This is a genomic window from Rhodopseudomonas sp. WA056 (assembly GCF_010906995.1).
GTDB lineage: Bacteria > Pseudomonadota > Alphaproteobacteria > Rhizobiales > Xanthobacteraceae > Rhodopseudomonas > Rhodopseudomonas palustris_G.
Genome location: NZ_QPFS01000034.1, coordinates 19,599 through 39,052 on the forward strand (window position 1 = coordinate 19,599; position 19,454 = coordinate 39,052).

The 19,454-nt window shown below is 64.9% G+C and carries 24 protein-coding genes and 1 pseudogene; 13 read left to right on the forward strand and 12 right to left on the reverse strand.

What is annotated here, in order from left to right:
* Positions 1-72 precede the first annotated feature (72 nt).
* Complete coding sequence (locus DU475_RS09345) at positions 73-1,242, forward strand: zinc-dependent alcohol dehydrogenase (protein ID WP_041808043.1); 1,170 nt, start codon at positions 73-75, stop codon at positions 1,240-1,242.
* A 119-nt stretch (positions 1,243-1,361) separates the two neighbouring features.
* Here the strand turns inward: DU475_RS09345 and DU475_RS09350 are convergent, their stop codons facing one another.
* The 4 genes from DU475_RS09350 to DU475_RS09365 form a co-directional block, all read right to left on the reverse strand.
* Entirely contained in the window at positions 1,362-1,853 is a 492-nt protein-coding gene (locus tag DU475_RS09350) for a ferritin-like domain-containing protein (RefSeq protein ID WP_013503757.1), read from the reverse strand.
* A gap of 84 nt (positions 1,854-1,937) precedes the next feature.
* A complete protein-coding gene (locus DU475_RS09355; protein WP_013503758.1) occupies positions 1,938-2,546 on the reverse strand; it encodes an isochorismatase family protein in 609 nt (202 codons plus the stop codon).
* The gene (locus tag DU475_RS09360; RefSeq protein ID WP_164631895.1) at positions 2,543-2,899 is read right to left on the reverse strand and encodes a hypothetical protein; all 357 of its coding nucleotides are present in this window, start codon (positions 2,897-2,899) and stop codon (positions 2,543-2,545) included. The genes DU475_RS09355 and DU475_RS09360 overlap by 4 nt, the downstream gene beginning before the upstream one ends.
* Before the next feature lie 328 nt (positions 2,900-3,227).
* Positions 3,228-4,013, reverse strand: coding sequence for an SDR family NAD(P)-dependent oxidoreductase (locus DU475_RS09365; RefSeq protein WP_164631896.1), 786 nt, complete (start codon positions 4,011-4,013; stop codon positions 3,228-3,230).
* Positions 4,014-4,127: 114 nt separating this feature from the next.
* Between DU475_RS09365 and DU475_RS09370 the strand changes: the two genes are divergently transcribed.
* Complete coding sequence (locus DU475_RS09370; RefSeq protein ID WP_164631916.1) at positions 4,128-4,880, forward strand: DUF72 domain-containing protein; 753 nt, start codon at positions 4,128-4,130, stop codon at positions 4,878-4,880.
* 3 nt (positions 4,881-4,883) lie between these two features.
* Here the strand turns inward: DU475_RS09370 and DU475_RS24460 are convergent, their stop codons facing one another.
* Complete coding sequence (locus DU475_RS24460; RefSeq protein WP_013503762.1) at positions 4,884-5,006, reverse strand: hypothetical protein; 123 nt, start codon at positions 5,004-5,006, stop codon at positions 4,884-4,886.
* 7 nt (positions 5,007-5,013) lie between these two features.
* Entirely contained in the window at positions 5,014-5,352 is a 339-nt protein-coding gene (locus tag DU475_RS24265; protein ID WP_246700284.1) for a hypothetical protein, read from the reverse strand.
* On the opposite strand from DU475_RS24265, the pseudogene DU475_RS09375 reads away from it, so the two are divergent.
* Positions 5,239-6,092: pseudogene (locus tag DU475_RS09375) on the forward strand (manganese catalase family protein). The gene DU475_RS24265 and the pseudogene DU475_RS09375 sit on opposite strands and share 114 nt — an antisense overlap.
* Before the next feature lie 72 nt (positions 6,093-6,164).
* On the forward strand, positions 6,165-6,728 hold the full coding sequence (locus tag DU475_RS09380) for a DUF1236 domain-containing protein (protein WP_164631897.1): 564 nt from the start codon (positions 6,165-6,167) through the stop codon (positions 6,726-6,728).
* A 30-nt stretch (positions 6,729-6,758) separates the two neighbouring features.
* On the opposite strand, the gene DU475_RS09385 is transcribed toward DU475_RS09380, so the two are convergent.
* Positions 6,759-6,980 (reverse strand): hypothetical protein, encoded by a 222-nt coding sequence (locus DU475_RS09385; RefSeq protein ID WP_164631899.1) that lies wholly within the window; start codon positions 6,978-6,980, stop codon positions 6,759-6,761.
* A 368-nt stretch (positions 6,981-7,348) separates the two neighbouring features.
* On the opposite strand from DU475_RS09385, the gene DU475_RS09390 reads away from it, so the two are divergent.
* The 8 genes from DU475_RS09390 (at position 7,349) to DU475_RS09425 (ending at position 12,200) form a co-directional block, all read left to right on the forward strand.
* Entirely contained in the window at positions 7,349-8,119 is a 771-nt protein-coding gene (locus DU475_RS09390; protein ID WP_047309640.1) for a Crp/Fnr family transcriptional regulator, read from the forward strand.
* A 7-nt stretch (positions 8,120-8,126) separates the two neighbouring features.
* Positions 8,127-8,822, forward strand: coding sequence for an HWE histidine kinase domain-containing protein (locus tag DU475_RS09395; RefSeq protein ID WP_164631901.1), 696 nt, complete (start codon positions 8,127-8,129; stop codon positions 8,820-8,822).
* Positions 8,823-8,931: 109 nt separating this feature from the next.
* Positions 8,932-9,129, forward strand: coding sequence for a hypothetical protein (locus DU475_RS09400; protein ID WP_013503766.1), 198 nt, complete (start codon positions 8,932-8,934; stop codon positions 9,127-9,129).
* A 289-nt stretch (positions 9,130-9,418) separates the two neighbouring features.
* The gene (locus DU475_RS09405) at positions 9,419-9,787 is read left to right on the forward strand and encodes a response regulator (protein ID WP_164631903.1); all 369 of its coding nucleotides are present in this window, start codon (positions 9,419-9,421) and stop codon (positions 9,785-9,787) included.
* A 76-nt stretch (positions 9,788-9,863) separates the two neighbouring features.
* Complete coding sequence (locus DU475_RS09410; RefSeq protein WP_164631905.1) at positions 9,864-10,724, forward strand: SDR family oxidoreductase; 861 nt, start codon at positions 9,864-9,866, stop codon at positions 10,722-10,724.
* A 197-nt stretch (positions 10,725-10,921) separates the two neighbouring features.
* A complete protein-coding gene (locus DU475_RS09415; RefSeq protein WP_142882099.1) occupies positions 10,922-11,170 on the forward strand; it encodes a DUF378 domain-containing protein in 249 nt (82 codons plus the stop codon).
* Between the two features lie 11 nt (positions 11,171-11,181).
* Complete coding sequence (locus DU475_RS09420; protein ID WP_234713402.1) at positions 11,182-11,835, forward strand: alpha/beta fold hydrolase; 654 nt, start codon at positions 11,182-11,184, stop codon at positions 11,833-11,835.
* 41 nt (positions 11,836-11,876) lie between these two features.
* The gene (locus DU475_RS09425) at positions 11,877-12,200 is read left to right on the forward strand and encodes a hypothetical protein (protein ID WP_142882098.1); all 324 of its coding nucleotides are present in this window, start codon (positions 11,877-11,879) and stop codon (positions 12,198-12,200) included.
* Between the two features lie 144 nt (positions 12,201-12,344).
* Here the strand turns inward: DU475_RS09425 and boxB are convergent, their stop codons facing one another.
* From boxB to DU475_RS09445, 4 genes are all read right to left on the reverse strand, one after another.
* On the reverse strand, positions 12,345-13,796 hold the full coding sequence (gene boxB, locus DU475_RS09430; RefSeq protein WP_164631907.1) for a benzoyl-CoA 2,3-epoxidase subunit BoxB: 1,452 nt from the start codon (positions 13,794-13,796) through the stop codon (positions 12,345-12,347).
* Between the two features lie 165 nt (positions 13,797-13,961).
* Positions 13,962-15,656: a 2,3-epoxybenzoyl-CoA dihydrolase gene (boxC, locus tag DU475_RS09435; RefSeq protein ID WP_164631909.1), complete on the reverse strand. Its 1,695-nt coding sequence runs from the start codon at positions 15,654-15,656 to the stop codon at positions 13,962-13,964.
* A gap of 128 nt (positions 15,657-15,784) precedes the next feature.
* Positions 15,785-16,606, reverse strand: a complete 822-nt coding sequence (locus DU475_RS09440; RefSeq protein ID WP_164631911.1) for an alpha/beta fold hydrolase — start codon at positions 16,604-16,606, stop codon at positions 15,785-15,787.
* A gap of 31 nt (positions 16,607-16,637) precedes the next feature.
* Positions 16,638-17,750 carry a Zn-dependent alcohol dehydrogenase gene (locus DU475_RS09445; protein ID WP_164631913.1) on the reverse strand — a complete coding sequence of 371 codons (1,113 nt, stop codon included), beginning with the start codon at positions 17,748-17,750 and terminating at the stop codon, positions 16,638-16,640.
* A 192-nt stretch (positions 17,751-17,942) separates the two neighbouring features.
* Here DU475_RS09445 and DU475_RS09450 point away from each other — a divergent pair, with 192 nt between their 5' ends.
* Positions 17,943-18,668, forward strand: coding sequence for a Crp/Fnr family transcriptional regulator (locus DU475_RS09450; RefSeq protein WP_047309631.1), 726 nt, complete (start codon positions 17,943-17,945; stop codon positions 18,666-18,668).
* Positions 18,669-18,692: 24 nt separating this feature from the next.
* Here DU475_RS09450 and hcrB read toward each other — a convergent pair.
* On the reverse strand, positions 18,693-19,454 hold a 762-nt coding region (gene hcrB / locus DU475_RS09455), incomplete at its 5' end, for a 4-hydroxybenzoyl-CoA reductase subunit beta (protein WP_164631915.1).

The window sequence follows — 19,454 nt, forward strand, 5'->3', positions numbered from 1 at the left end:
ATGTGCCCGGTGCAAAAGGAACATCCGAACGTCTGCGGCTTTGCCCTCGCGATCAACGACGAGGAGCTGTAGATGAAAGCGCTGACCTGGCACGGCAAGAACGACATCCGCTGCGAGAGCGTGCCGGACCCGAAGATCGAGCACGGCCGCGATGCGATCATCAAGGTGACGGCGTGTGCGATCTGCGGCTCGGACTTGCACCTGATGGACGGCATCATGCCGTCGATGCAGAGCGGTGATGTGCTCGGCCACGAGACCATGGGCGAAGTCGTCGAAGTCGGCGCCGACAACACCAAGCTGAAGGTCGGCGACCGGGTGGTCGTTCCGTTCACCATCTCTTGCGGCGAGTGCTTCTTCTGCCGGCGCGGCTTCTACTCCGGGTGCGAGCGTTCGAACCCGAACGCCAAGGCGGCGGAGAAGATGTGGGGTCATTCGCCGGCCGGGCTGTTCGGCTACTCGCACATGCTCGGCGGTTATGCCGGCGGCCAGGCCGAATATCTGCGGGTGCCCTATGCCGACGTCGGCCCGATCAAGGTGCCGGACGGATTGACCGACGAGCAGGTGCTGTTCCTGTCCGACATTTTTCCGACCGGCTTCATGGCGGCGGACTTCTGCAACCTGAAGGGCGGCGAAACCGTGGCGGTGTGGGGCTGCGGCCCGGTCGGCCAGATGGCGATCAAGAGCGCGTTCCTGCTCGGCGCAGAGCGGGTGATCGCGATCGACACGGTGCCGGAGCGGATGGAGTTGGCGCAGCAATCAGGTGCGATCGCCATCGACTTCATGGACGACGACGTCTACGATAAGATCCAGGATCTCACCAATGGCCGCGGCGCCGATGCCTGCATCGATGCGGTCGGCACTGAAGCGTCTGCCACAGCCAGTTTCGACTCGATGGTCGACCGGGTGAAGATGGCGACCTTCATGGGCACCGACCGGCCGCACGTGCTGCGCCAAGCGATCCACTGCTGCCGCAACTTCGGCACGGTATCGATCGTCGGCGTCTATGGCGGACTGCTCGACAAGATCCCGATGGGCTCGGCGATCAACCGCGGCTTGACGATGCGCATGGCGCAAACCCCGGTGCAGCACTATCTGCCGCAACTCCTCGGCCGCATCGAACAGGGCGAGATCGACCCCTCTTTCGTCATCACCCACCGCGCCACGCTCGAGGAAGGCCCGGAGCTGTACAAGACCTTCCGCGACAAGAAGGACGGCTGCATCAAGGTGGTGATGAGGCCGTGAGTGAGCGTGGTCGCGGTCATTGCGCGGAACCGGAATTCGCTCTTGCGCAATGAGCCCTCGCAAAGGAATGGCCGGGCTGAGCCCGGCCACCGCGTTCAAGATCAATTGGGTTCGCGCGCTCAGGCTGCCTGAGCCTGAACGTAGGAACGAGTGACGCTGTCGATGTTCTGATCGATCCATGCAGCCATCGCCTCTTCTTCCTTCAGCGAAGCCTGCAGCAGCGGCTTGGCCGAGCTGACGCCGGCGATGTCGGCGAGCGACAGCAAGGATTTGTAGGCGGCGATTTCGAAATGCTCGAAGGCATTGTTGGCGAAGGTATTCTTGAGGATCTCATCGGGCATCACGGTGTGGGCCAGCGCCGCCATGTTGCCCATGAACGATTGCGTGACGTCCTTCAGCGTGGAGGCGCTTTCGCCACAGGCCGACAGGCACTCGTCGAGACGCTGAAGCTGGCCTTCGGTTTCCCGCAAATGCTGCTGCACGCGGGCCTTGACTTCCGGATAGTCGTCCAGCCGCTCGGACTGGCGCTCCATCATCTCGCGCGCCTGCGTTTCCATGGCGTGGGCATTTCGAAGCCCGGTAACAAAGATCTCTCGTGCGTCCTGAGCCATTCTTCAGTCTCCAGTTGAAACGATCGCGCATTCAACGTGAGCGAATGTGCAGCGTTCCTATCGGAACCGGCACATCGTCCGGCTTCAGGGCCGCCACAGATCGAACAGCTCGTTCCGGCCGAGAAGATCGATCTGCTGGCCGTATCGCGTTCGATACATCGTCATCAGTGCGTCATGGCCAGGATCGGACGAGCTGCACAGCGCGTCCTCGACCAGCACGACGCGAAACCCGAGGTCGACCGCGTCGAGCACGGTGGCCAGGACGCACACGTCGGTCTCCGCGCCTGTGATCACCACCGTGCCGATGCCGCGGTCCGCGAGCAGCGACGCCAGATCCGCATGCTTGAAGGCGGAGTATACCGGCTTGTCGACGATGCGCGCAGGCGGCACCAGCCGCCGCAGTTCAGGCACCAGATCGAGCTGTCCAGGCGCGAGGTTCGGCCGCAGCGCCGCCTCCCAGCGCCGATAGTAGCGTCGCCAGCGTCCCGGCCGCTGCTCCGGGTGTTCCGGTGTGACGAACCGGGTGAAGATCGTCGACGATGCGTAGCGCGCCGCAATGTCGGCGACCACCGGCAGCACGCGCTCCATCCACGGCGTCTCCCAAACGCCGCCGCGGGCGAAGATACGCTGCATATCGACGCAGAGGTGAACGGCGGATTCGATCGGCTCCACTGGGGCGGGCTTGATCATCATGCCATGCGGCTCGCCCGACGCGGGTCCGGCTCGGTGATGGCTGCGAGCGCCAGCGCCGCAGCGCCGACGACAAAACTGATCACGCCGAGCGGCGAGAAACCGAGCAGCGCGCCGACCGCGAGCAGCGCGACGCCGAACACCACGTCGAGCGCCAGATGCCACGGCATCGGCAGCAGCCGCAGCGCGCCCCATTCGTAGTCAGTGATCAGGCTGTAGCCGATGCCGGCGCAGCCGATCGCGACGAACAGCCAGCACACCGCGCCCTGCCCGCCCGCCGCGAACGGCAGGACCAGCACCAGCAACGATACCGGGTAGTCGATCGCTCCGTGAATCCGGGTCGGAACAATGCGCAACACGATTCTCCAACACGATTTCCATGTGTTGCACTGAGAACCGTGGGCGACCTGCCGCGTTCCACTGCGACTACCGAGCGAGCCGGGGCCGGAGAAGAGCTTCAACTTCTCCCGGCACGCGCTCGCTCACCGATGGCAGACCGGGTTCGACGACATGATCGAGGCTCTCGCCCCCGGTCAACCAGTCGGCGACGGCGAAGCGCGCACTGGCTCAGAAGAGTTGATCACTACGGGATCGCTGCGGCGTCATCGCAGCGACCGCCGGCTCGGCGTCGCAATTTGCGCCCTGCGTCACCGTCGCTTCAGCTCTTGACGCTAGCTCTTAGCGCTAGCTCTTGGCGCTGCCGGGCTCGGCCATCTTGCGATGCTGGCTGGCCAGCACGCCGGACGGGATGACGCTGGCCGCCGCCGTCTGCAGCTTGTTCTTCCAGCCGCTGACGACATCGCCCTCGCCATTCATCATCGCATCGAAACCGATCCGGGCAACTTCGCCGGCGTCGTCCTTCTCGGCGGTGCCGACCGCGGTGTCCAACAGGTCGGCGCGGCGAAAGAACGCGGTCTCGGTCGGTCCGGGCATCAGGCAGGTGACGGTCACCTCGGTATCCTTCAACTCGTCGCGCAGCGCGAAGGAAAACGAGTTCAGAAACGATTTGGTGGCGTTGTAGACCGCCTGGAAACTGCCCGGCGTGAAGCCGGCGACCGAGCCGGTGATGAGGATGCGGCCCGAATTGCGCCGGCGCATATCGTTGCCGACGCGGTGCACCAGCAGCACCGAGCCGGTGACGTTGGTGTCGATGACGTGGCGGGCGGCATCAATGTCCTGGTCGAGAAAGGCGTGTCCGAGTCCGCGGCCGGCGTTGGCAAGCAACGCGTCGACCTGCCGCCCCTTGGTGGCGGCAACCAGGCGATCGACGCCGCCCTCGGTCGACAGATCGGCCTGCACCGCATCGATCGAGACACCGGAGGCGCGTAGTTCGGCCGCCGCCGTCTCGATCTCCGGCTCGTCGGCGACGATCAGCAGATCGAAACCGCCCTGGGCGCAGCATTTGGCGAGTTCGAATCCGATGCCGGTGGACGCTCCGGTGACGACGGCGAAGGGACGTTGTTCGGTCATGACATGCTCCGGTGGTTCTGCGCTCAACCGGCAGCATCGTGGCGCGTTCCTCGCCACGTTCGGAACCAGTGAGGCGCTGTGCGCTTGTCGCGGAGACAAATGGAGCGCATCGCCTTGGCGCGAATCCTGATCGGCACCTCTGGATGGCATTACCAGTCGTGGCGGGGACCGTTCTTCCCCGACGGCTTACCGGCCAAGCATCAACTGCAATACTACGCCAGCCAGCTCGCGACCACTGAACTTAACGGGGTGTTCTACCGCACACCGACGCCGACCGCGGTGCGATCCTGGCACGACCAGACCGGGAAGGATTTCGTGTTCGCCTGGAAAGCGTCGAAGTTCATCACGCATTGGAAGCGGCTGTCGGGCAAATCTGCGAACAGCCTCGCCCTGATGGAGGACCGCCTGGCGCTGCTGAAGCGCAAGGCCGGTCCGATTCTGTTTCAATTGCCGCCGCAATTTCAGGCCGACATCCAGCGACTCGGAGACTTCCTGCAGATGTTGTCGCCGCAGCGGCGCTACGTGTTCGAATTTCGGCATTCGAGCTGGTACACGCCGCAGGTGCTCGGCCTGCTCCGCGAAGCCAATGCGGCGTTGTGTTTTTCGGATCATCACGATGCGCCGGCGCCGTGGCGCCGGACGGCGGACTTCGTCTATATCCGCGGCCACGGCCCCGGCGGCCGCTACAAGGGGCGCTATCCGATCGCGACATTGCAGCACTGGGCCGAGCGGGCGAAGGCATGGAAGCGCGCCGGCGCGGACGTATACGTCTATTTCGACAACGACCAGAAGAGCGCGGCGCCGGGCGACGCGTTGCGGCTACAAGCGATGGTTACGACACCGATAGTTTCGCCGCGTCGGGCCTGAGGCTCAGCCGAACAGGCCCAGCAACCACGCCACAATGCCGATCAGGGGAACCAGCGCTACCGCCAGCAACAGGAGCGGGGCGGGCTCGTTTCCGGTTCGCTTCGCGTCGAGCTTGTCGTCGTTCATGGCTACCTTAAGCACCGAACATCGCGATCGTTCCTGCCGTGATCCGGATCCGCATCGCCGTTCGGGCACAAGCCGACATCTGCGCGCGGGGCCCGAACACCGCAGCCAACGAGATTAGGAACGATGGTCCGGACGTTCGGTTTGCGGAGCAGCGGTGGTGCGGCTCCGGGCCGCATCTTCCCAACGCCCAGAGCTCGAAAGGAAACACTCGATGTACTACCATGACAAGCGGCTGCAATATCCTGTCCGTGTCGAGAAGCCCGATCCTCTTTTCGCCCGACAGCTTCAGCAGGCGATTGGCGGCATCGAAGGCGAGATCCGGGTCTGTCTGCAGTACTTCTTCCAAGCGTGGGCGCCCGCGCGCCCAACAACAAATATCGCGACCTGCTGCTCAACACCGCGACCGAGGAAATGGGGCACGTCGAGATGCTGGCGACCGCGGTGGCGTTGAACCTCGAGGACGCCCCGCTGAGCGCGCAGGAAGAAGGTGCGGCGGACAAGGTGGTCGGCGCCGTGATGGGTGGCGAGAGCACCCGCCAGGTGCTGGAAGGCATGATGCAGCGCCATCTGCTGTCGACCGGCCTCGCCGCCTTCCCGGCCAATTCGGACGGCGTCCCGTTCGACTGCTCCCACATCTATGCCAGTGGCAACATCGCCGCCGACATGTATTGCAACGTCGCCGCGGAGGCCACCGGCCGGACGCTGGCGGTGCGGCTGTTCAACTCGACCTCGGATCCCGGAATGCGCGACATGCTGCACTTCATGATCGCGCGCGACACCATGCATCAGCAGCAATGGCTGGCGGTGATCGAGGAACTCGGCGGCACAGCCGCGCTGCCGATTCCGAACAGCTTCGATCAGCGCGAGGAGCATCAGCGCTTCAGCTACTTCATGATGGGCACCTCGCGGAACGGCACCCCGCCGCCGGAGGGACGGTTCTCCACAGGGGCCTCGATCGACGGCCGCGGCGAGTTCTACGCCGGTCATTTCGAACCGCTCGGCGAGGAGCCCGTGCTCGGGCCGGCGCGGCCGCAGTCGGGCGCGCAGAGCGAGCAGATCAACAGCAAGGCTGCTGCGGCCGAATGAGGCCGGCACTGGTGAGCGCGGCCTCCCGCGCTCACCGCGACCTGTTTCATATCCAACCAGCGGTATCCATGCATGGCTGATCAAAATGGGCGACCCGGCGGTGGCGGCGGCCTCGGCGGCAATCAGCGGATGATGCTGGGCGCCGCCGTCGTGGCGGCGGTGCTGTTTCTCGCGGTGCTCGGCTGGTCGTTTCTCGACAACCCGCTCGGCCGGGCGCCGGGCAGTGCGGGCGGCGGGGACAGCAGCGATCTGACCACCCTTCCCAGCAAGCAAGCGCAACGCTCCGGCGAAAGCACTGTCGGCAAAACCGATCCCGGCGGTCAGCCCGGCGTCGCCGGAGAACGCGAGCGCGCGATCAAGAGCTCGGCGCAACCATTGTCGTTGTCCGACGATCAGCGCAGCCAGGTCGCCGCAGTGATCGCCAACAGCGAATTGGCGCGAACCGACGCGGCGAGGTTCGAACTGATGATCGGCGCGCTGGTGCCGGAGCAGATCGCCGTGAGCGATCTGCCGCCGGAGGTCCCGGAGATCATGAACGGCTATTGGGGCGCTCAGTGTCTGGTCGTGGCCGACCGGCTGGTGATCGTCGATCGCAATACCCGGCGTATCGTAGCGCTGGTGCCATTTGCCACCTGAGCGTCGCCCGTCATCGACCTCGCGCGATACTCAACCGCCGTCTGCCTGATCAGCGAGGCCGCGCGATGCTCGGCGGCCTGCGGCCTCCAACTCACCCAGCGACTGGCGGCCGTTACGGGCGGATGCCAAGATCGCCTCGGCGACGCGGGCCCGCACCGCATGGTCCTGCCCATCGCGCAACGTTCCGCAAATCCGGTCGAGCGCGACTTCCATGTTGGCCAGGGTACGGCTGTCGAAGTCGTGTTCTATCATCGATCGACACAGCCAGAGCGATCGCTCGGCCCCCCAAAAAGATCGACGCCGCATGCCCGCCCGCGGCGCTGATCTGAAGTATAGCCTGCTCGCCCGAAGGGTCTCTAACATAGGTAAAGGCGTGGCAGAGCTGGCGACCGAAGCCGACATCGCCACTGGAACCGTTCTGTTAAGCCGGGGTTGTCCGAGAGCCGTTCGCGATATGACTCGCCCGCTACCGGTGCGCCGGCCACAAGCGACGGGTGGCGGAACCGGGGCTGACACGACATACTCGGGTGGCATGAGGCAGATGGCAACCAGATCGATCCAGCTCGCGGCCGTGGTGGTCGTTTCGCCTCGACGGCGGCTTGCTTGGCAGAGGCGCCCCGATGGTTCATCCTTTCCTGCGTAAACTCCGACACGGGGCACGACTGACCAAGGACAGCGAGGAGCTTCTCGTTCGTCTCACCCAGTCGACCCGTGCGGTCGGAGCGCGCGAGGACGTGGTTCCGTTCGGTGGAGAGCCCCGCTATCTGCCGCTCGTGCTCGACGGCTGGGCTTGCCGCTACATCACGCTGGAAAACGGCCGCCGCCAGATCGTGTCCTTGTTCTTGCCCGGCGATCTGTGCGAGCCCTTCGGTGTTCTCCCACGCTTCATGGATCACGGCGTCGCAGCACTGACGCCGGTGGTGATCGCCCAGATCCGCCCGGAGGCGATCCGTGCCGCCGCCAGCGCCAGTCCGCGGATCGAGGAGGCGTTGTGGTGGGATCTATTAGTCGCGTCCGCGATCGACCGCGAGCATCTGGTCAGCCTTGGTCGACGCACCGCCACCGAACGACTGGGTCACCTGTTCTGCGAATTGCATCTGCGGCTGACGATGATCGGCCTCGTCGACGAGGACGAAATCTCCTACGACATGCCCGTCACCCAAGCCGATCTCGGTGACTTGCTCGGCCTGTCGATGGTTCACATCAATCGTTCGCTGCAAGAGTTGAGAAGGACAGGCATGATTTCGTTACGCGGCCGTCGATTGACGATCCGCGACCTCGACGGTCTGCGGGAATTGTCGTTCTTCGACAACGGATATTTGCACCCGTTCGGCTCGCTTTCGCTGCTGAACTCTACCCACGTCTCGGACGTTGGCCAGACTTCGCGGTGAGTAGCAGATGCCGAACGATGATCTTCCCACTCGCATCGCCGAGCTCGAGGCGGACAACCGCCGGCTACGGTGCCTGCTCGACAAGCGCGATGCGCCCGGGGAGCTACGCCACCGGTTTCGCAGCACCATGGCGATGCTGCGAACGATCGTGCGCAAGTCGGCCGGCACCCAGCGCGATCTGGATTCTTATGTCGGCCATCTCGAAGATCGCCTCGACGCCCTGATGCGCGCCCAAGCTATTGCCGACGAGCAAGGCGCGATCGATCTCCACAAGCTGCTCGCCGACGAGCTGTTGCACTATCAGGCACGCGACGGCGACCGAACGACGATCGCCGGGCCCGATCTGCATCTGCAGCCGCGCGCCGGCCAGGTCGTCGCACTCGCGGTACACGAACTCGCCGTCAACGCCGTCGAGCACGGCGCGCTCGGCAACGGCGGCACGATCGACATCACCTGGAGCGTGGACGGTGAAGGCTCGGATTCCATTCTGACTTTCATCTGGAAGGAGACCGACACGGCGATCGCAGGCGCTCCTTCTCACAACGGCTTCGGTACCGAAGTGCTGACGCGCACGTTGGTATACGAACTCAGGGCGGAAACCGACCTCGCCTTCGAGCCGGACGGGCTGCGATGTACGATCCGCTTTCCACTGTCCGGACGGATCGGTCGGCAGCTCGAACGCACCATTGTCAAGGAGTCTTGACAATGGTGCGACGACCGCCCGTTTCACGCGCGATCCGATAATTAGCATAGGTGAATGCATCAACGCCGGGATACAACTAGGCTGATCCTAACAAGCGAAAGGGATCAGCGTGAAACAGCGTCGCAACCGCACCAAACAGCATCTGTCGCTCGAACAACGGCTGTCCGCACTTTCCTATCGGTGGCAGCAGGAGGCCGAGCAGAGCGGCGATCCCGAGGCGCAGGAGAACTGGGAGCGCCGCGCCAGATCGACGCAGGCCGCGTTGGGAATGCTCGCGTGGCTGGAGTCGCGCGAGGCGCGGCGCTGAAAGACCGCCAGGCAAGAATAGCGCCCCGGGCGAATCGACGCAGCGTCTCTCCCCGCGGCCACGCTGGATCATCGTCCGGAGCGGCACTCCCGACACGGCTCACCCGCGACCGCCGTGAATCCGCGCCTTACAACGACGACCTCGACGACCTCCCGAGCCACCTCTGCCGACCGTCAGGCGTCGTATGGCATCACGCCCTGAACCTGACCATCACATTCGGATCCACGAACGTCAGCGCGCGGTGCACATTCAGCCTGGCGCTCGATACGACCGAACGGGAGCAGGCGCGATGACGGGTCGCTCTGGAGTGCTGTCGGGGCGGAGGTTCCTTCTGGTCGAGGACGAGTACTTCATTGCCGACGACATGGCACGGAAATTCGAGGAGAGCGGTGCCGATGTGGTCGGACCGTTCTCGCGAGTCGACGATGCGCTCGCGGCACTGGCATCGAGCGCGCATTGCGACGCCGCGGTGCTCGACATCAATCTGCAGGGGGAGATGGTTTTCCCGCTTGCGGACGAACTCATCGCGCGCGGCATTCGCTTCGTGTTCACGACTGGCTACGATCACCACACCATTCCGGCGCGGTTCGAGCACATCGTCAGGTTCGAAAAGCCGGCCGAACCCGAGGCAGTCATCACTGCGCTGTTCCGGTCCTGAGCGAACCACACCTGCCCTACCAGGAACAGCAGCGCTCTCCCGCGGTTAGCGATCCGCCACGTGGGAGTGCTTTTCGATGACACAGACCTATCCAGAGCCGCCGTATCCCAGCCAGCGCCAACACATGCCGGGCGCAACTGAGCAAATGACACCGCGTCCCGATCACGGCGAGCACAGCTACAAGGGCTCGAACCGATTGACCGGAAAGGTCGCGGTGATCACCGGCGGCGACAGCGGCATCGGCCGCGCGGTGGCGATCGCTTACGCTCGCGAAGGCGCCGATCTGCTGATTTCCTATCTGAGCGAGGACGATGACGCGCAGCAGGTCAAGGCACTGGTCGAGGCCGAGGGACGCAGGGTCGTGCTCGTCGCCGGCGATATCAGCCAGCCCGAGCACTGCCGCAAGATCGTCGCCCGCGCTGTCGAAGAGCTCGGCGGCATCGACATCCTGGTCAACAACGCGGCGCATCAGGCGACGTTCGAGGACATCGGCGAGATCAGCGACGAGGAATGGCAGACGACATTCGCGATCAACATCCACGCGATGTTCTATCTGACCAAGGCGGCGGTGCCGCACATGAAGCCCGGCAGCTCGATCATCAACACCGCCTCGGTCAATTCCGACATGCCGAACCCGATCCTGCTGGCGTATGCGACCACGAAAGGCGCGATCCAGAATTTCACCGGCGGCCTGGCGCAGATGTTGGCGAGCAAGGGTATCCGCGCCAATGCGGTCGCGCCCGGTCCGATCTGGACGCCGCTGATTCCATCGACGATGCCAGAGGATTCGGTGACGAATTTCGGCAAGCAGGTCCCGCTCGGCCGCGCCGGGCAACCCGCCGAACTCGCCACCGCCTACGTGATGCTGGCCGATCCGCTTTCGAGCTACACATCCGGCACGACGGTCGCGGTGACCGGCGGCAAGCCGTTTATCTGACCAGTTCGGCAGGCTACGCAGCTCGGTGCCCCGGCGCGCATCCGGGGCGCCACATGAGGTTGCGCCTGGTGCGCGCACGCCGAAGCACGGTCCTGATTCCATCGAGAAACAGAACGACTCCAAACGGCCATCATAACGGGGATTAGGAACGAGCCGATCGCAGCGCGCGTTGGATCGGCACATCAACGGAGAAAGCCATGCGCATCATCAACATCCTGACGCTTCTGCTGGTCATCATCGGGGGCCTGAACTGGGGTCTCGTCGGCCTGTTCGATTTCGATCTCGTAACCGCCATTCTCGGCAACGGCGCCCACGAGACAGCGACCTCCTCGGCCGCCGCACGGATCGTGTACATCCTGGTTGCGATTTCGGCGGCGTATCAGATCGTGCCGTTGTCCCGACTGCTGTCGTCGCGTGCAGCGACCTACGGCACCAACACCTACTGATGGCCCGCGTCATGGCTGCCGAGGATGGGTTTCGCCGGATCGTCGGTAACGATGCGAACGGAGCGATCTATTTCCTGCCATGGCGCACCAGCTTCCAGACCGCGCTCGACTTCGGTCTGGTCGGGCTGCGGCGATGGCGGCTCTGTTACGAGTTGCCTGCCGCAGTGGTCGCCGCCGATCCCGAGGCCTGTGCCCGGGCCAATCGGTCGGTGATCGAAGATGCCGCCGATCAGATCGAGCGCCGACGCCCACGGGTGCTGGTCGGCCTCAGCATGGGGTCGGTACCGGCAACGCTGCTCGCCGGCCGCTACAACACCGCGCTGTGGAGCTTCGCCTCCGCCGACCGCGGCGACCTGATGATCTGGCAGAGCCCCGCTGCGCGGCGGGTGCGTCGCCAGGCGGAAGCGCTCGGCGTGACGCTGGGCGATTTCACCCGTGCACTGCGAGGCCTCAATCCGATCGAATGGCTCGATAGGATCGACCCGGCGAGCCGGTTCTCGGTCGGCAGCTTCGACCGCTACGTGCCCCGCGCCCGGCGCCGCGCGCTGGTGAAACGCGCCGCCGCAACGGTCCCGATCGAGCACGTGGTATTCGAGCCGCTCGGCCATCTCGGCGTGATGGCACTCAGCCAGTGGCGGCAGAACCAATGGCTGCGGCAGGCATGAACGGCCGGTTCACGGCGCAGCGAAAGCCGGAGACGATCGACATGGCCAGGACCACCGATCCGCAACGTCCGTCGCCGCCTGGGACGAAGCCGATTGCCATCTGGGCCGTCATCCTGATCCTGCTCGTGCTGCTCGGCCTCGCCGGGGTGTTTGCCTACGAAGGTCTGGTGACCGGCGATGTCGATGTCCCGGTCCAGGGCTATGTGGCGATGGCTCTCGGCATCGGGTTTTCGCTGCTGATCGGTATCGGCCTGATGGTTCTGGTATTCTACAGTAGCCGTAAAGGCTACGACGCTCCCGCAACACTGCTTGCCAAGCGATCCGAGATCGACGACACCGCGAGCGGTACATCGGACCGGCAATGATCGAGTCCGGATCTCCCGGCAGCTCAGCGCCGACGACCGCTGCACGTCGGCGCCGGATCACCGTAATTTAGGGGCCGCCCGGCGTTTGGCGGGCGAGCCTGAGCGCAGGCCCACGATGCGAGCCCTTCATAGATCTGGTGCGGATCAGGTCTCGATCTTGACGTATTCGAAATCGCCGGGGCGATTGTCGATCCCCACCTTGGGCGGCGAGATCCACGGCGCGTACTGCCCGGGCTCCGACACCGGCACCATCAGCGAGGCGATGAACTCGCCGTCGTCGTTTGACGGCAGCCATTCGTTGCGCCGCTTGGCCCATGCCGCCGGGTCGATCAGCACACCGTCCGGCGTCGCTTCGACGTCCTTGAACTCGCCGATCTGGCGGTGGAATGCGACATGCGGCAGCTTGAGCTGGAAGTCGTAGCCGGCGGTGGTGATCACCTTGTTCCAGCGCAGCAGACCCTTGACGCAGTCCTGCGAGTAGTCGTCGCGCAGCCGCATGTTCAGCGCGGTCAGCGCCGGCTCGTCGACGCGCTTGATCTCTCCGTCCACCAGCTTCAGCACCGGATAGGTGTCGTGCTCGAGCTTGTGGTCGTCCTGGATTTGAGTCTCGTGGAAGCGCCCCTTGATGCCGGCATTGAACGCATTGGCAGCGTTGGTCGAGACTTCGGAGCCGAACAGATCGAGCGACAGCGAGTAGTGCAGATTGAGTTTCTTCTGCACGGTCGGCAGGTCGATCACGCCGAGCGCGCGGACCTTGTCGATGTCGGTCGGGTCGGTGATGCCGGCGGCGCGCATCGCCTCGCAGGTCCGCTGCACCACCCGGCTGATGCCGGTCTCGCCGACGAACATGTGGTGCGCTTCTTCGGTCAGCATGAAGCGGCAGGTGCGCGACAACGGATCGAAGCCCGACTGCGCCAGGCTGTGAAGCTGCATCTTGCCGTCGCGGTCGGTGAAGTAGGTGAACATGAAGAACGACAGCCAGTCCGGCGTCGCCTCGTTGAACGCGCCGAGCATCCGCGGCGCGTCCTCCGAACCTGAGCGGCGGCGCAGCAGGCCGTCAGCCTCCTCGCGGCCGTCGCGGCCGAAGTACTTCTGCAGCAGGTACACCATCGCCCACAGATGGCGCCCCTCTTCGACGTTGACCTGAAACAGGTTGCGCATGTCGTAGAGCGACGGCGCAGTCTTGCCGAGATGGCGTTGCTGCTCGACCGAGGCCGGCTCGGTGTCGCCCTGGATCACGATCAGCCGGCGCAGCATCGCGCGATGTTCACCCGGCACCTCCTGCCAGGCCAGCTCACCGTAGTGCTGGCCGAACGGCACGACGCGACCTTCTTCCTTCGGCGCCAGCAGGATGCCCCAGCGATAGTCGGGCATCTTGACGTAGTCGAACTTCGCCCAGCCGCGCGGGTCGACCGAGTATGCCGTGCGCAAATACACCAGCGATTCCTGGAAGCCTTCCGGCCCCATGTCGTTCCACCAGTCGATATAGCCGGGATGCCATCCCTCGAGCGCCTTCAGCACCTGGCGATCGGAACCGAGATCGACGTTGTTGGGGATCTTGGTCGAGTAGTCGACGTGCATGATGTTCATATTCATGGGCGGCTCCCGGTTCGTTCGTGTATCCAAACGTTGTGGTCGTCATTGCGCGAAGCGACGAAGCAATCCAGCTCCGCACATCACAATTCTGGATTGCCTCGCCTCGCTCGCAATGACGCGGCTGGCGTTGTGCCGGTGCGCGTCGATCGAATGCGCCGCGACGGCTCACACTCTCGTCATGTCGAATTGCGGCTTCTGGCCGCTGCCGTAACGGCGCAGCGCGCCGACCTCGCCGACCGCATTGGGGCGCTGGAAGATCCAGTTCTGCCAGGCAGTGAGGCGCGCGAAGATCTTCGACTCCATCGTCTCGGGGCCGACGAAGCGCAGGTTCGCTTCCATGCCGGTGAGACTGTCGGGCGAGAACGATGCGCGCTCTTCCAGAAAGACGCGGACCTCGTCATCCCAATCGATATCGTCGAGCGCAAACGTAACCAGACCGAGCGTCTCGGCCGCCTCGGCGTCGAGTGCTTCTCCAGTTTTACTCTGGACCGCCGCGTGGTCGGCCGGATCAGCCTGGAAGCGCGACTGCAGCCGGGTGAGACCGTGGCTCATCGGATAGGCACCGAAGTTGAGCGCGGACAGGGTCAGCATCGGCGGCGGGCGGTTGTCGCCGTCACGCGAGCCGATCAGCATGTAGCTGCGGTCGGCCGCGAACACGAGCTCCGCCAGCGTGCCGGCGAAGCATGAGCCCGGCTCCACCAACGTCACCAGCGAGCGCGACGTGACATCGACGCGCTTCAGCACGCGTTTCCAGAAATGGCGGATCTCGTTGACCAGCCAGTGATCCTTATGCGCTTCGAGCAGTGCGTCGTAGGCCAGCACCTGGGTTGCATCGCCGTGGGACTTGAACACCCAAAGTCCCAGCTCCGGCTCGTTCAGCCGCAGATGCAGAATGGCGTCGTCGAGTTCGCGGCCGAGCTGCAACGGCCAGAACGCCGCGCCTTGCGCCTGCAGCGCCTCGACCGACGCCGGCGGGGCCGCGTTCGGACCGATGAGCGTGATCGTCGCAATCCGGGCGGCGCGATCGATCTCGACGCCGACCAAGCCGTAGCGCACGCTGGTATCGTCGAATTGGCGCTGCAGCGGGGGCAGCTCCACGCCCGTACCGCTTCCACGACGCGGCGAGGCCGCAGCGAGTTCGCGGGCGCGCTCAGCCACCTTGGCGTCGAGCTTGGTGGTGGCGACGATGTCGTCGACCAGTCGCCACTGCACCGCGCGCTTGCCCTTGATGCCTTCCTCGATGGTACAGAACACGTCGGCGTGATCGCGGCGAACCTTGCGCTTATCAATCACGCGCGTCAGGCCGCCGGTGCCCGGCAGCACCGCGAGCAGCGGCACTTCCGGCAGCGCCACCGCGGCCGAGCCGTCGTCGGCCATGATGATATGATCGGCCGCAAGCGCGAGTTCGTAGCCGCCGCCGGCCGCGGTGCCGTTGATCACCGCGATGCTACGCTGGCCGGAATGCTGCGACGAATCCTCGATGCCGTTGCGGGTCTCGTTGGTGAATTTGCAGAAATTGACCTTATGGACGTGGCTGGCCCCGGCCAGCATCCGGATATTGGCGCCGGCACAGAACACCCGGTTCTTGCCGGAGCGTAGCAGGATCACCTTCACGGCGGGATGTTCGAACCGCAGCCGCTGCATCGCGTCGGCGAGTTCGATGTCGACGCCGAGATCGTAGGAATTCAGCTTGAGCTGGTAACCTTCAAACAGGCCGCCGTTCTCGTCGACGTCGAGGGTGAGCGTCGCGATCTCGCCATCGACCGTCAGCTTCCAATGCCGGTAACGGGACGGCTCGGTCTGAAAATCGACCCGCACAGCTCCGTTCGCGAGCGGGCGCGTGTCTGCGGCCTCGGCCATGGCGGCTCCCTGCGTTTCCTCTTGCTTCTAACATGCATTATAATTCATCTTTTGCCGAGGAGTCCAGCCGCAAATGCGACTTTGATGCATTTTAATGCGAGATGGGTTGGTCCGTTGTCGATGGCTGATCAGGCAGCGCGACCGCCGGTCGCCTCGGCATGGCCGCTCAGAATGCGGTCCGCGAAGCCGGCGATCAGCCGCAGCGTCGCGTCGGCGGCTTCGCGATGCGGCGAATGCCCCGCTCCTGTGAGCAGCTCGACTTCGAGCGGGCAATAGCATTCCGAACGCGCGATCTCGATCTGCCGCATCGTTCCGTATTGGTCGTTCTCGCCCTGCACGATCTGCAGCGGCACCCTGATGTAAGCGAGCGAGTCGGCGATGTCCCAGGCGCGAAACGCCGGATCGAGCCAGGCATCGTTCCAGCCGTAAAACGCATTGTCGACGTCGTCGTGCCAGCGCGCGAGCTTGGCACGCAGCTCGGTCGTCTCGTACATCGTCCGGATCGCCGCGATCGACGCCACCGAAATGTCCTCGACGATGAAATGCGGCGCGATCAGCGAGACACCGCGGACGCGGTGATCGGCGACGCCGCCCGCATACAGCGCCGCAATCGAGGCTCCATCGGAGTGGCCGACCAGCAGTCCGCGGCGAAAGCCGATCTGGTCAAGCACCCGCGGCAGCACCTGTAGAGCCTCGCGATGCATGTAGTCGAGCGGGCGCGGCAACGCGGCCGGCGTCGAGCGGCCATAGCCGGCCCGGGAATATGCGAACACGCCGACACCGGTCGCGGCCGCCAGCCGGTCCGGAAACTCGCCCCACAGCGCCGCCGAACCGAGGCCTTCGTGCAGCAGCACAAGGGTCGGTGCGACATCCGGCTGCGGACCGGTGAAGCGATATTCCAACTGGGCGCCGTCGATCGCCAGCGTGCCGGTCGGGCTCAAGCCTGCCATTATGTTCCTCTTATCGTTAGCTTGCACGAATTCAGTCGATCAGCACCACGCCGCGCAGGTTTCGCCCGGCCTCGAGGTCGGCATAGCCTTGGTTGATCTCGTCGAGCCGATAGGTTCGGCTGATCAGTTCGCCTAGCTTGAGATCGCCGCGGCGATACAGGCCGAGCAGTTCAGGGATCTGCAGACGCGGGCTGGCGAAGCCGTACACCGCGCCCATGATCGCCTTCTGAGTGGCGAACAGTTCCAGAGGCGGCACGTCGATCTGCTTGACGGTGTCGGGCGTGATCGCAGTGACCACGACGTTGCCGGCCTTGGCGGTGGCACGGAATGCCGGCAGCAGCGTTTCGGCTGGGTTGATGCAGACGAAGGCGTGATCGACACCGACGCCTTCGGTCAACGCCTGCACGGTGCTGATCAGCTCGTCGCCTTGAGCGGTGGTGCCGTGGGTGGCGCCGAAGCTCCGCGCCCATTCTAGTTTCTGTGCGACGATGTCGGCAGCGATGATCATCGACGCGCCGCAGAGTTTTGCGCCCTGCACCACGTTCATGCCGTCGCCGCCGCAGCCGACCACCAACACCGTATCTCCCGGCTTGACGCGCGCGCGATGGCGCGCCGCACCGACACCGGCCGGAACGCCACACGCGATCAGGCTGGCATGGTCGAGCGGAATATCCTTCTCGATCACCAGCACCGAGGCCTGATCGACGACGGTGGCTTCGGCAAACGCCCCGATCATGCAGAACGCGCCGACGCCGTGGCCGTCGGCGTCGCGCCGGCGAAAGCTGCCGTCGAGCTGCGGCCCATGGGTGATGCGCGGCCCCTCGGCACACAGATGATGCAATCCGCGCTGGCACCAGCGGCAACGGCCGCAGCCGGGGATGAAGGTGAGGACGACGTGATCGCCCGGCGCGATGCCCTGCACCTGATCGCCGGTCGCCTCGACGATTCCCGCGGCTTCGTGCCCCAGCACCATCGGCTGCATCGCGACTCGTCGCTCGCCGCGCATCACGTGATAGTCCGTCCGGCACAGGCCGATCGCTGCGAGCCGCACCAAGACTTCGGTCGGCTGCGGCGGGTCCAGCACAAGCCGCTCGATGCGTAACGCCGCGCCGACCTCCCGAAACACCGCCGCCCGAATGTCCATGCCCACAGGTTAGCAGCGGTTCGCAGGTTTTCAACGCATCTCCGGAGGCGCTGCTCCGTCACTGCTCTGCAGCATCGCGCTGCAACGCAATACAATTTCGTACCGGAATGCCCAAAATAGTTGATGGCGATCAAGGAAGCGCGAAACGCGCCTGGGGTGTAGTTGGCGTAACCAAGATTGGAAACGCTCTCGATGGCTTCGAAGCTCACCGGTGGTGATCTGCAGATCATCACCCGGATCGCCGTGTTTCGCGGACTGAAGGCGGAGACCGTCGCGCACATGATCGCGCCGGCCACTGCGATCAGCCTGCGAGCGCGCGAATCGATCGTGCGTCAGGACGAGCCGGCGACAGCTTTCTTTATCGTCGTCAGCGGCTGGGTAAAGCTGTTTCGCAGCAATCTGGCCGGCGACGAGGCGGTGATCGAGATCATGAGCCGCGGCGGCAGCTTCGCCGAAGCCGCGGCGCTGACCGGCCACCGCTATCTGGCCAACGCCGAAGCCGTCACCGACGCGCGGGTCGCGCGAATCCCTGCTGATCATCTGGTCCGCTGCATCCGAGCCAATCCGGATATCTCGGTGCCGATGATCGCTTCGATCTGCCAGCACATGCACCATCTGGTGCAGCGCGTCGAACAGCTCAAGGCGCAGAGCGGGGTGCAGCGGCTCGCCGAATTCCTCGCCTCGCTGGCGATCGCCGAGCACGGCTCCTGCGCGCTTGTGCTGCCCTACGACAAGGCGCTGATCGCCGGTGAGTTGGGGTTGACGCCGGAATCGCTGTCGCGGGCCTTCGCCAAGCTGCGCAGCATCGGCGTCACTGTCGAGGCGTCGCAAGTCGCGGTGCGCGATGTCGCAAGGTTGCGCAAGCTGGCAACCGACGGCCGCAGTGCGGTGCGCGGCAAGCTGCAGGCCGTGCGTTGAAGCGTGATCGTGGATGGATCCAGATTACACCAGCGCCAGCGAGGCGAACAGCTCGGCCGTGATGCGGCTCGCCAGGGCCGCCGCGACGACGCGCCGGTAGTTGGCCGGCATCAGCGTCGTCCGCATCGGTTGCACTTGCTTCTGCACCAGCCGATCGATCTCGCGCAGCATCGCATCGTCGGGCGGCCGCTGCGTTAAGGCGGCGGTTTCGGCGAGCAGGAACGGCCTTGAATTGGTCCCTGTCAGCGCGATGCGAAGTTGCCCGATCTTGGAGCCCGAACGTGTCAGCGCAACAGCGACGCCGGCAAGCGGATAGTCGATCGCGCCGCGCTGCCGCACCTTGACGTAGCGCGACGCAGGCGGGTCGGGCGACAGCCGAACCGCAACAACGACCTCGCCTGGCCGCAGCGCGAGATGCGCCCGCCCATCTTCAACATACAATTCGGCGAGCGCGATGCGGCGCCGGCCGCCCGGCCCGGCGATCTCGACCTCGGCGCCGAGCACCAGCAGGGCCGGCGCAAGATCGCCGCTGAAGGCGGCGTGGCAGCGGTTGCCCTTCGGGGCGACGTGACAAGTCTCGCCGCGATTCTTCAGGCAGTACGAATTCGCCCGCCGCCACCATTCGCTTTGGTTGTAATAGATGCAGCGGGTGTCGAAGCAGAGATTGCCACCGACGGTGCCGAGCTTGCGATGACCGGGCCCCGCCACACTGCGAGCAGCTTCACTCAGCGCCGGATAGCGGGCCGCAACCAGACTGTCGGCGGCGAGGGTCGCCACGGTGACTCC

What these genes read in the sequence shown, in the direction of transcription:
- DU475_RS09395 (WP_164631901.1), top strand. Translation starts at nt 8,127, where the DNA reads ATGCCGAACGATGATCTTCCCACTCGCATCGCCGAGCTCGAGGCGGAC.
- DU475_RS09415 (WP_142882099.1), top strand. Translation starts at nt 10,922, where the DNA reads ATGCGCATCATCAACATCCTGACGCTTCTGCTGGTCATCATCGGGGGC.
- DU475_RS09355 (WP_013503758.1), bottom strand. Translation starts at nt 2,546, where the DNA reads ATGATGATCAAGCCCGCCCCAGTGGAGCCGATCGAATCCGCCGTTCAC.
- DU475_RS09345 (WP_041808043.1), top strand. Translation starts at nt 73, where the DNA reads ATGAAAGCGCTGACCTGGCACGGCAAGAACGACATCCGCTGCGAGAGC.
- DU475_RS09385 (WP_164631899.1), bottom strand. Translation starts at nt 6,980, where the DNA reads ATGATAGAACACGACTTCGACAGCCGTACCCTGGCCAACATGGAAGTC.
- DU475_RS09350 (WP_013503757.1), bottom strand. Translation starts at nt 1,853, where the DNA reads ATGGCTCAGGACGCACGAGAGATCTTTGTTACCGGGCTTCGAAATGCC.
- DU475_RS09425 (WP_142882098.1), top strand. Translation starts at nt 11,877, where the DNA reads ATGGCCAGGACCACCGATCCGCAACGTCCGTCGCCGCCTGGGACGAAG.
- boxC (WP_164631909.1), bottom strand. Translation starts at nt 15,656, where the DNA reads ATGGCCGAGGCCGCAGACACGCGCCCGCTCGCGAACGGAGCTGTGCGG.
- DU475_RS09390 (WP_047309640.1), top strand. Translation starts at nt 7,349, where the DNA reads ATGGTTCATCCTTTCCTGCGTAAACTCCGACACGGGGCACGACTGACC.
- DU475_RS24460 (WP_013503762.1), bottom strand. Translation starts at nt 5,006, where the DNA reads ATGAACGACGACAAGCTCGACGCGAAGCGAACCGGAAACGAGCCCGCC.
- DU475_RS09420 (WP_234713402.1), top strand. Translation starts at nt 11,182, where the DNA reads ATGGCTGCCGAGGATGGGTTTCGCCGGATCGTCGGTAACGATGCGAAC.
- DU475_RS09450 (WP_047309631.1), top strand. Translation starts at nt 17,943, where the DNA reads ATGGCTTCGAAGCTCACCGGTGGTGATCTGCAGATCATCACCCGGATC.
- DU475_RS09365 (WP_164631896.1), bottom strand. Translation starts at nt 4,013, where the DNA reads ATGACCGAACAACGTCCCTTCGCCGTCGTCACCGGAGCGTCCACCGGC.
- DU475_RS09445 (WP_164631913.1), bottom strand. Translation starts at nt 17,750, where the DNA reads ATGGACATTCGGGCGGCGGTGTTTCGGGAGGTCGGCGCGGCGTTACGC.
- DU475_RS09405 (WP_164631903.1), top strand. Translation starts at nt 9,419, where the DNA reads ATGACGGGTCGCTCTGGAGTGCTGTCGGGGCGGAGGTTCCTTCTGGTC.
- DU475_RS09380 (WP_164631897.1), top strand. Translation starts at nt 6,165, where the DNA reads ATGGCTGATCAAAATGGGCGACCCGGCGGTGGCGGCGGCCTCGGCGGC.
- DU475_RS09410 (WP_164631905.1), top strand. Translation starts at nt 9,864, where the DNA reads ATGACACAGACCTATCCAGAGCCGCCGTATCCCAGCCAGCGCCAACAC.
- boxB (WP_164631907.1), bottom strand. Translation starts at nt 13,796, where the DNA reads ATGAATATGAACATCATGCACGTCGACTACTCGACCAAGATCCCCAAC.
- DU475_RS09440 (WP_164631911.1), bottom strand. Translation starts at nt 16,606, where the DNA reads ATGGCAGGCTTGAGCCCGACCGGCACGCTGGCGATCGACGGCGCCCAG.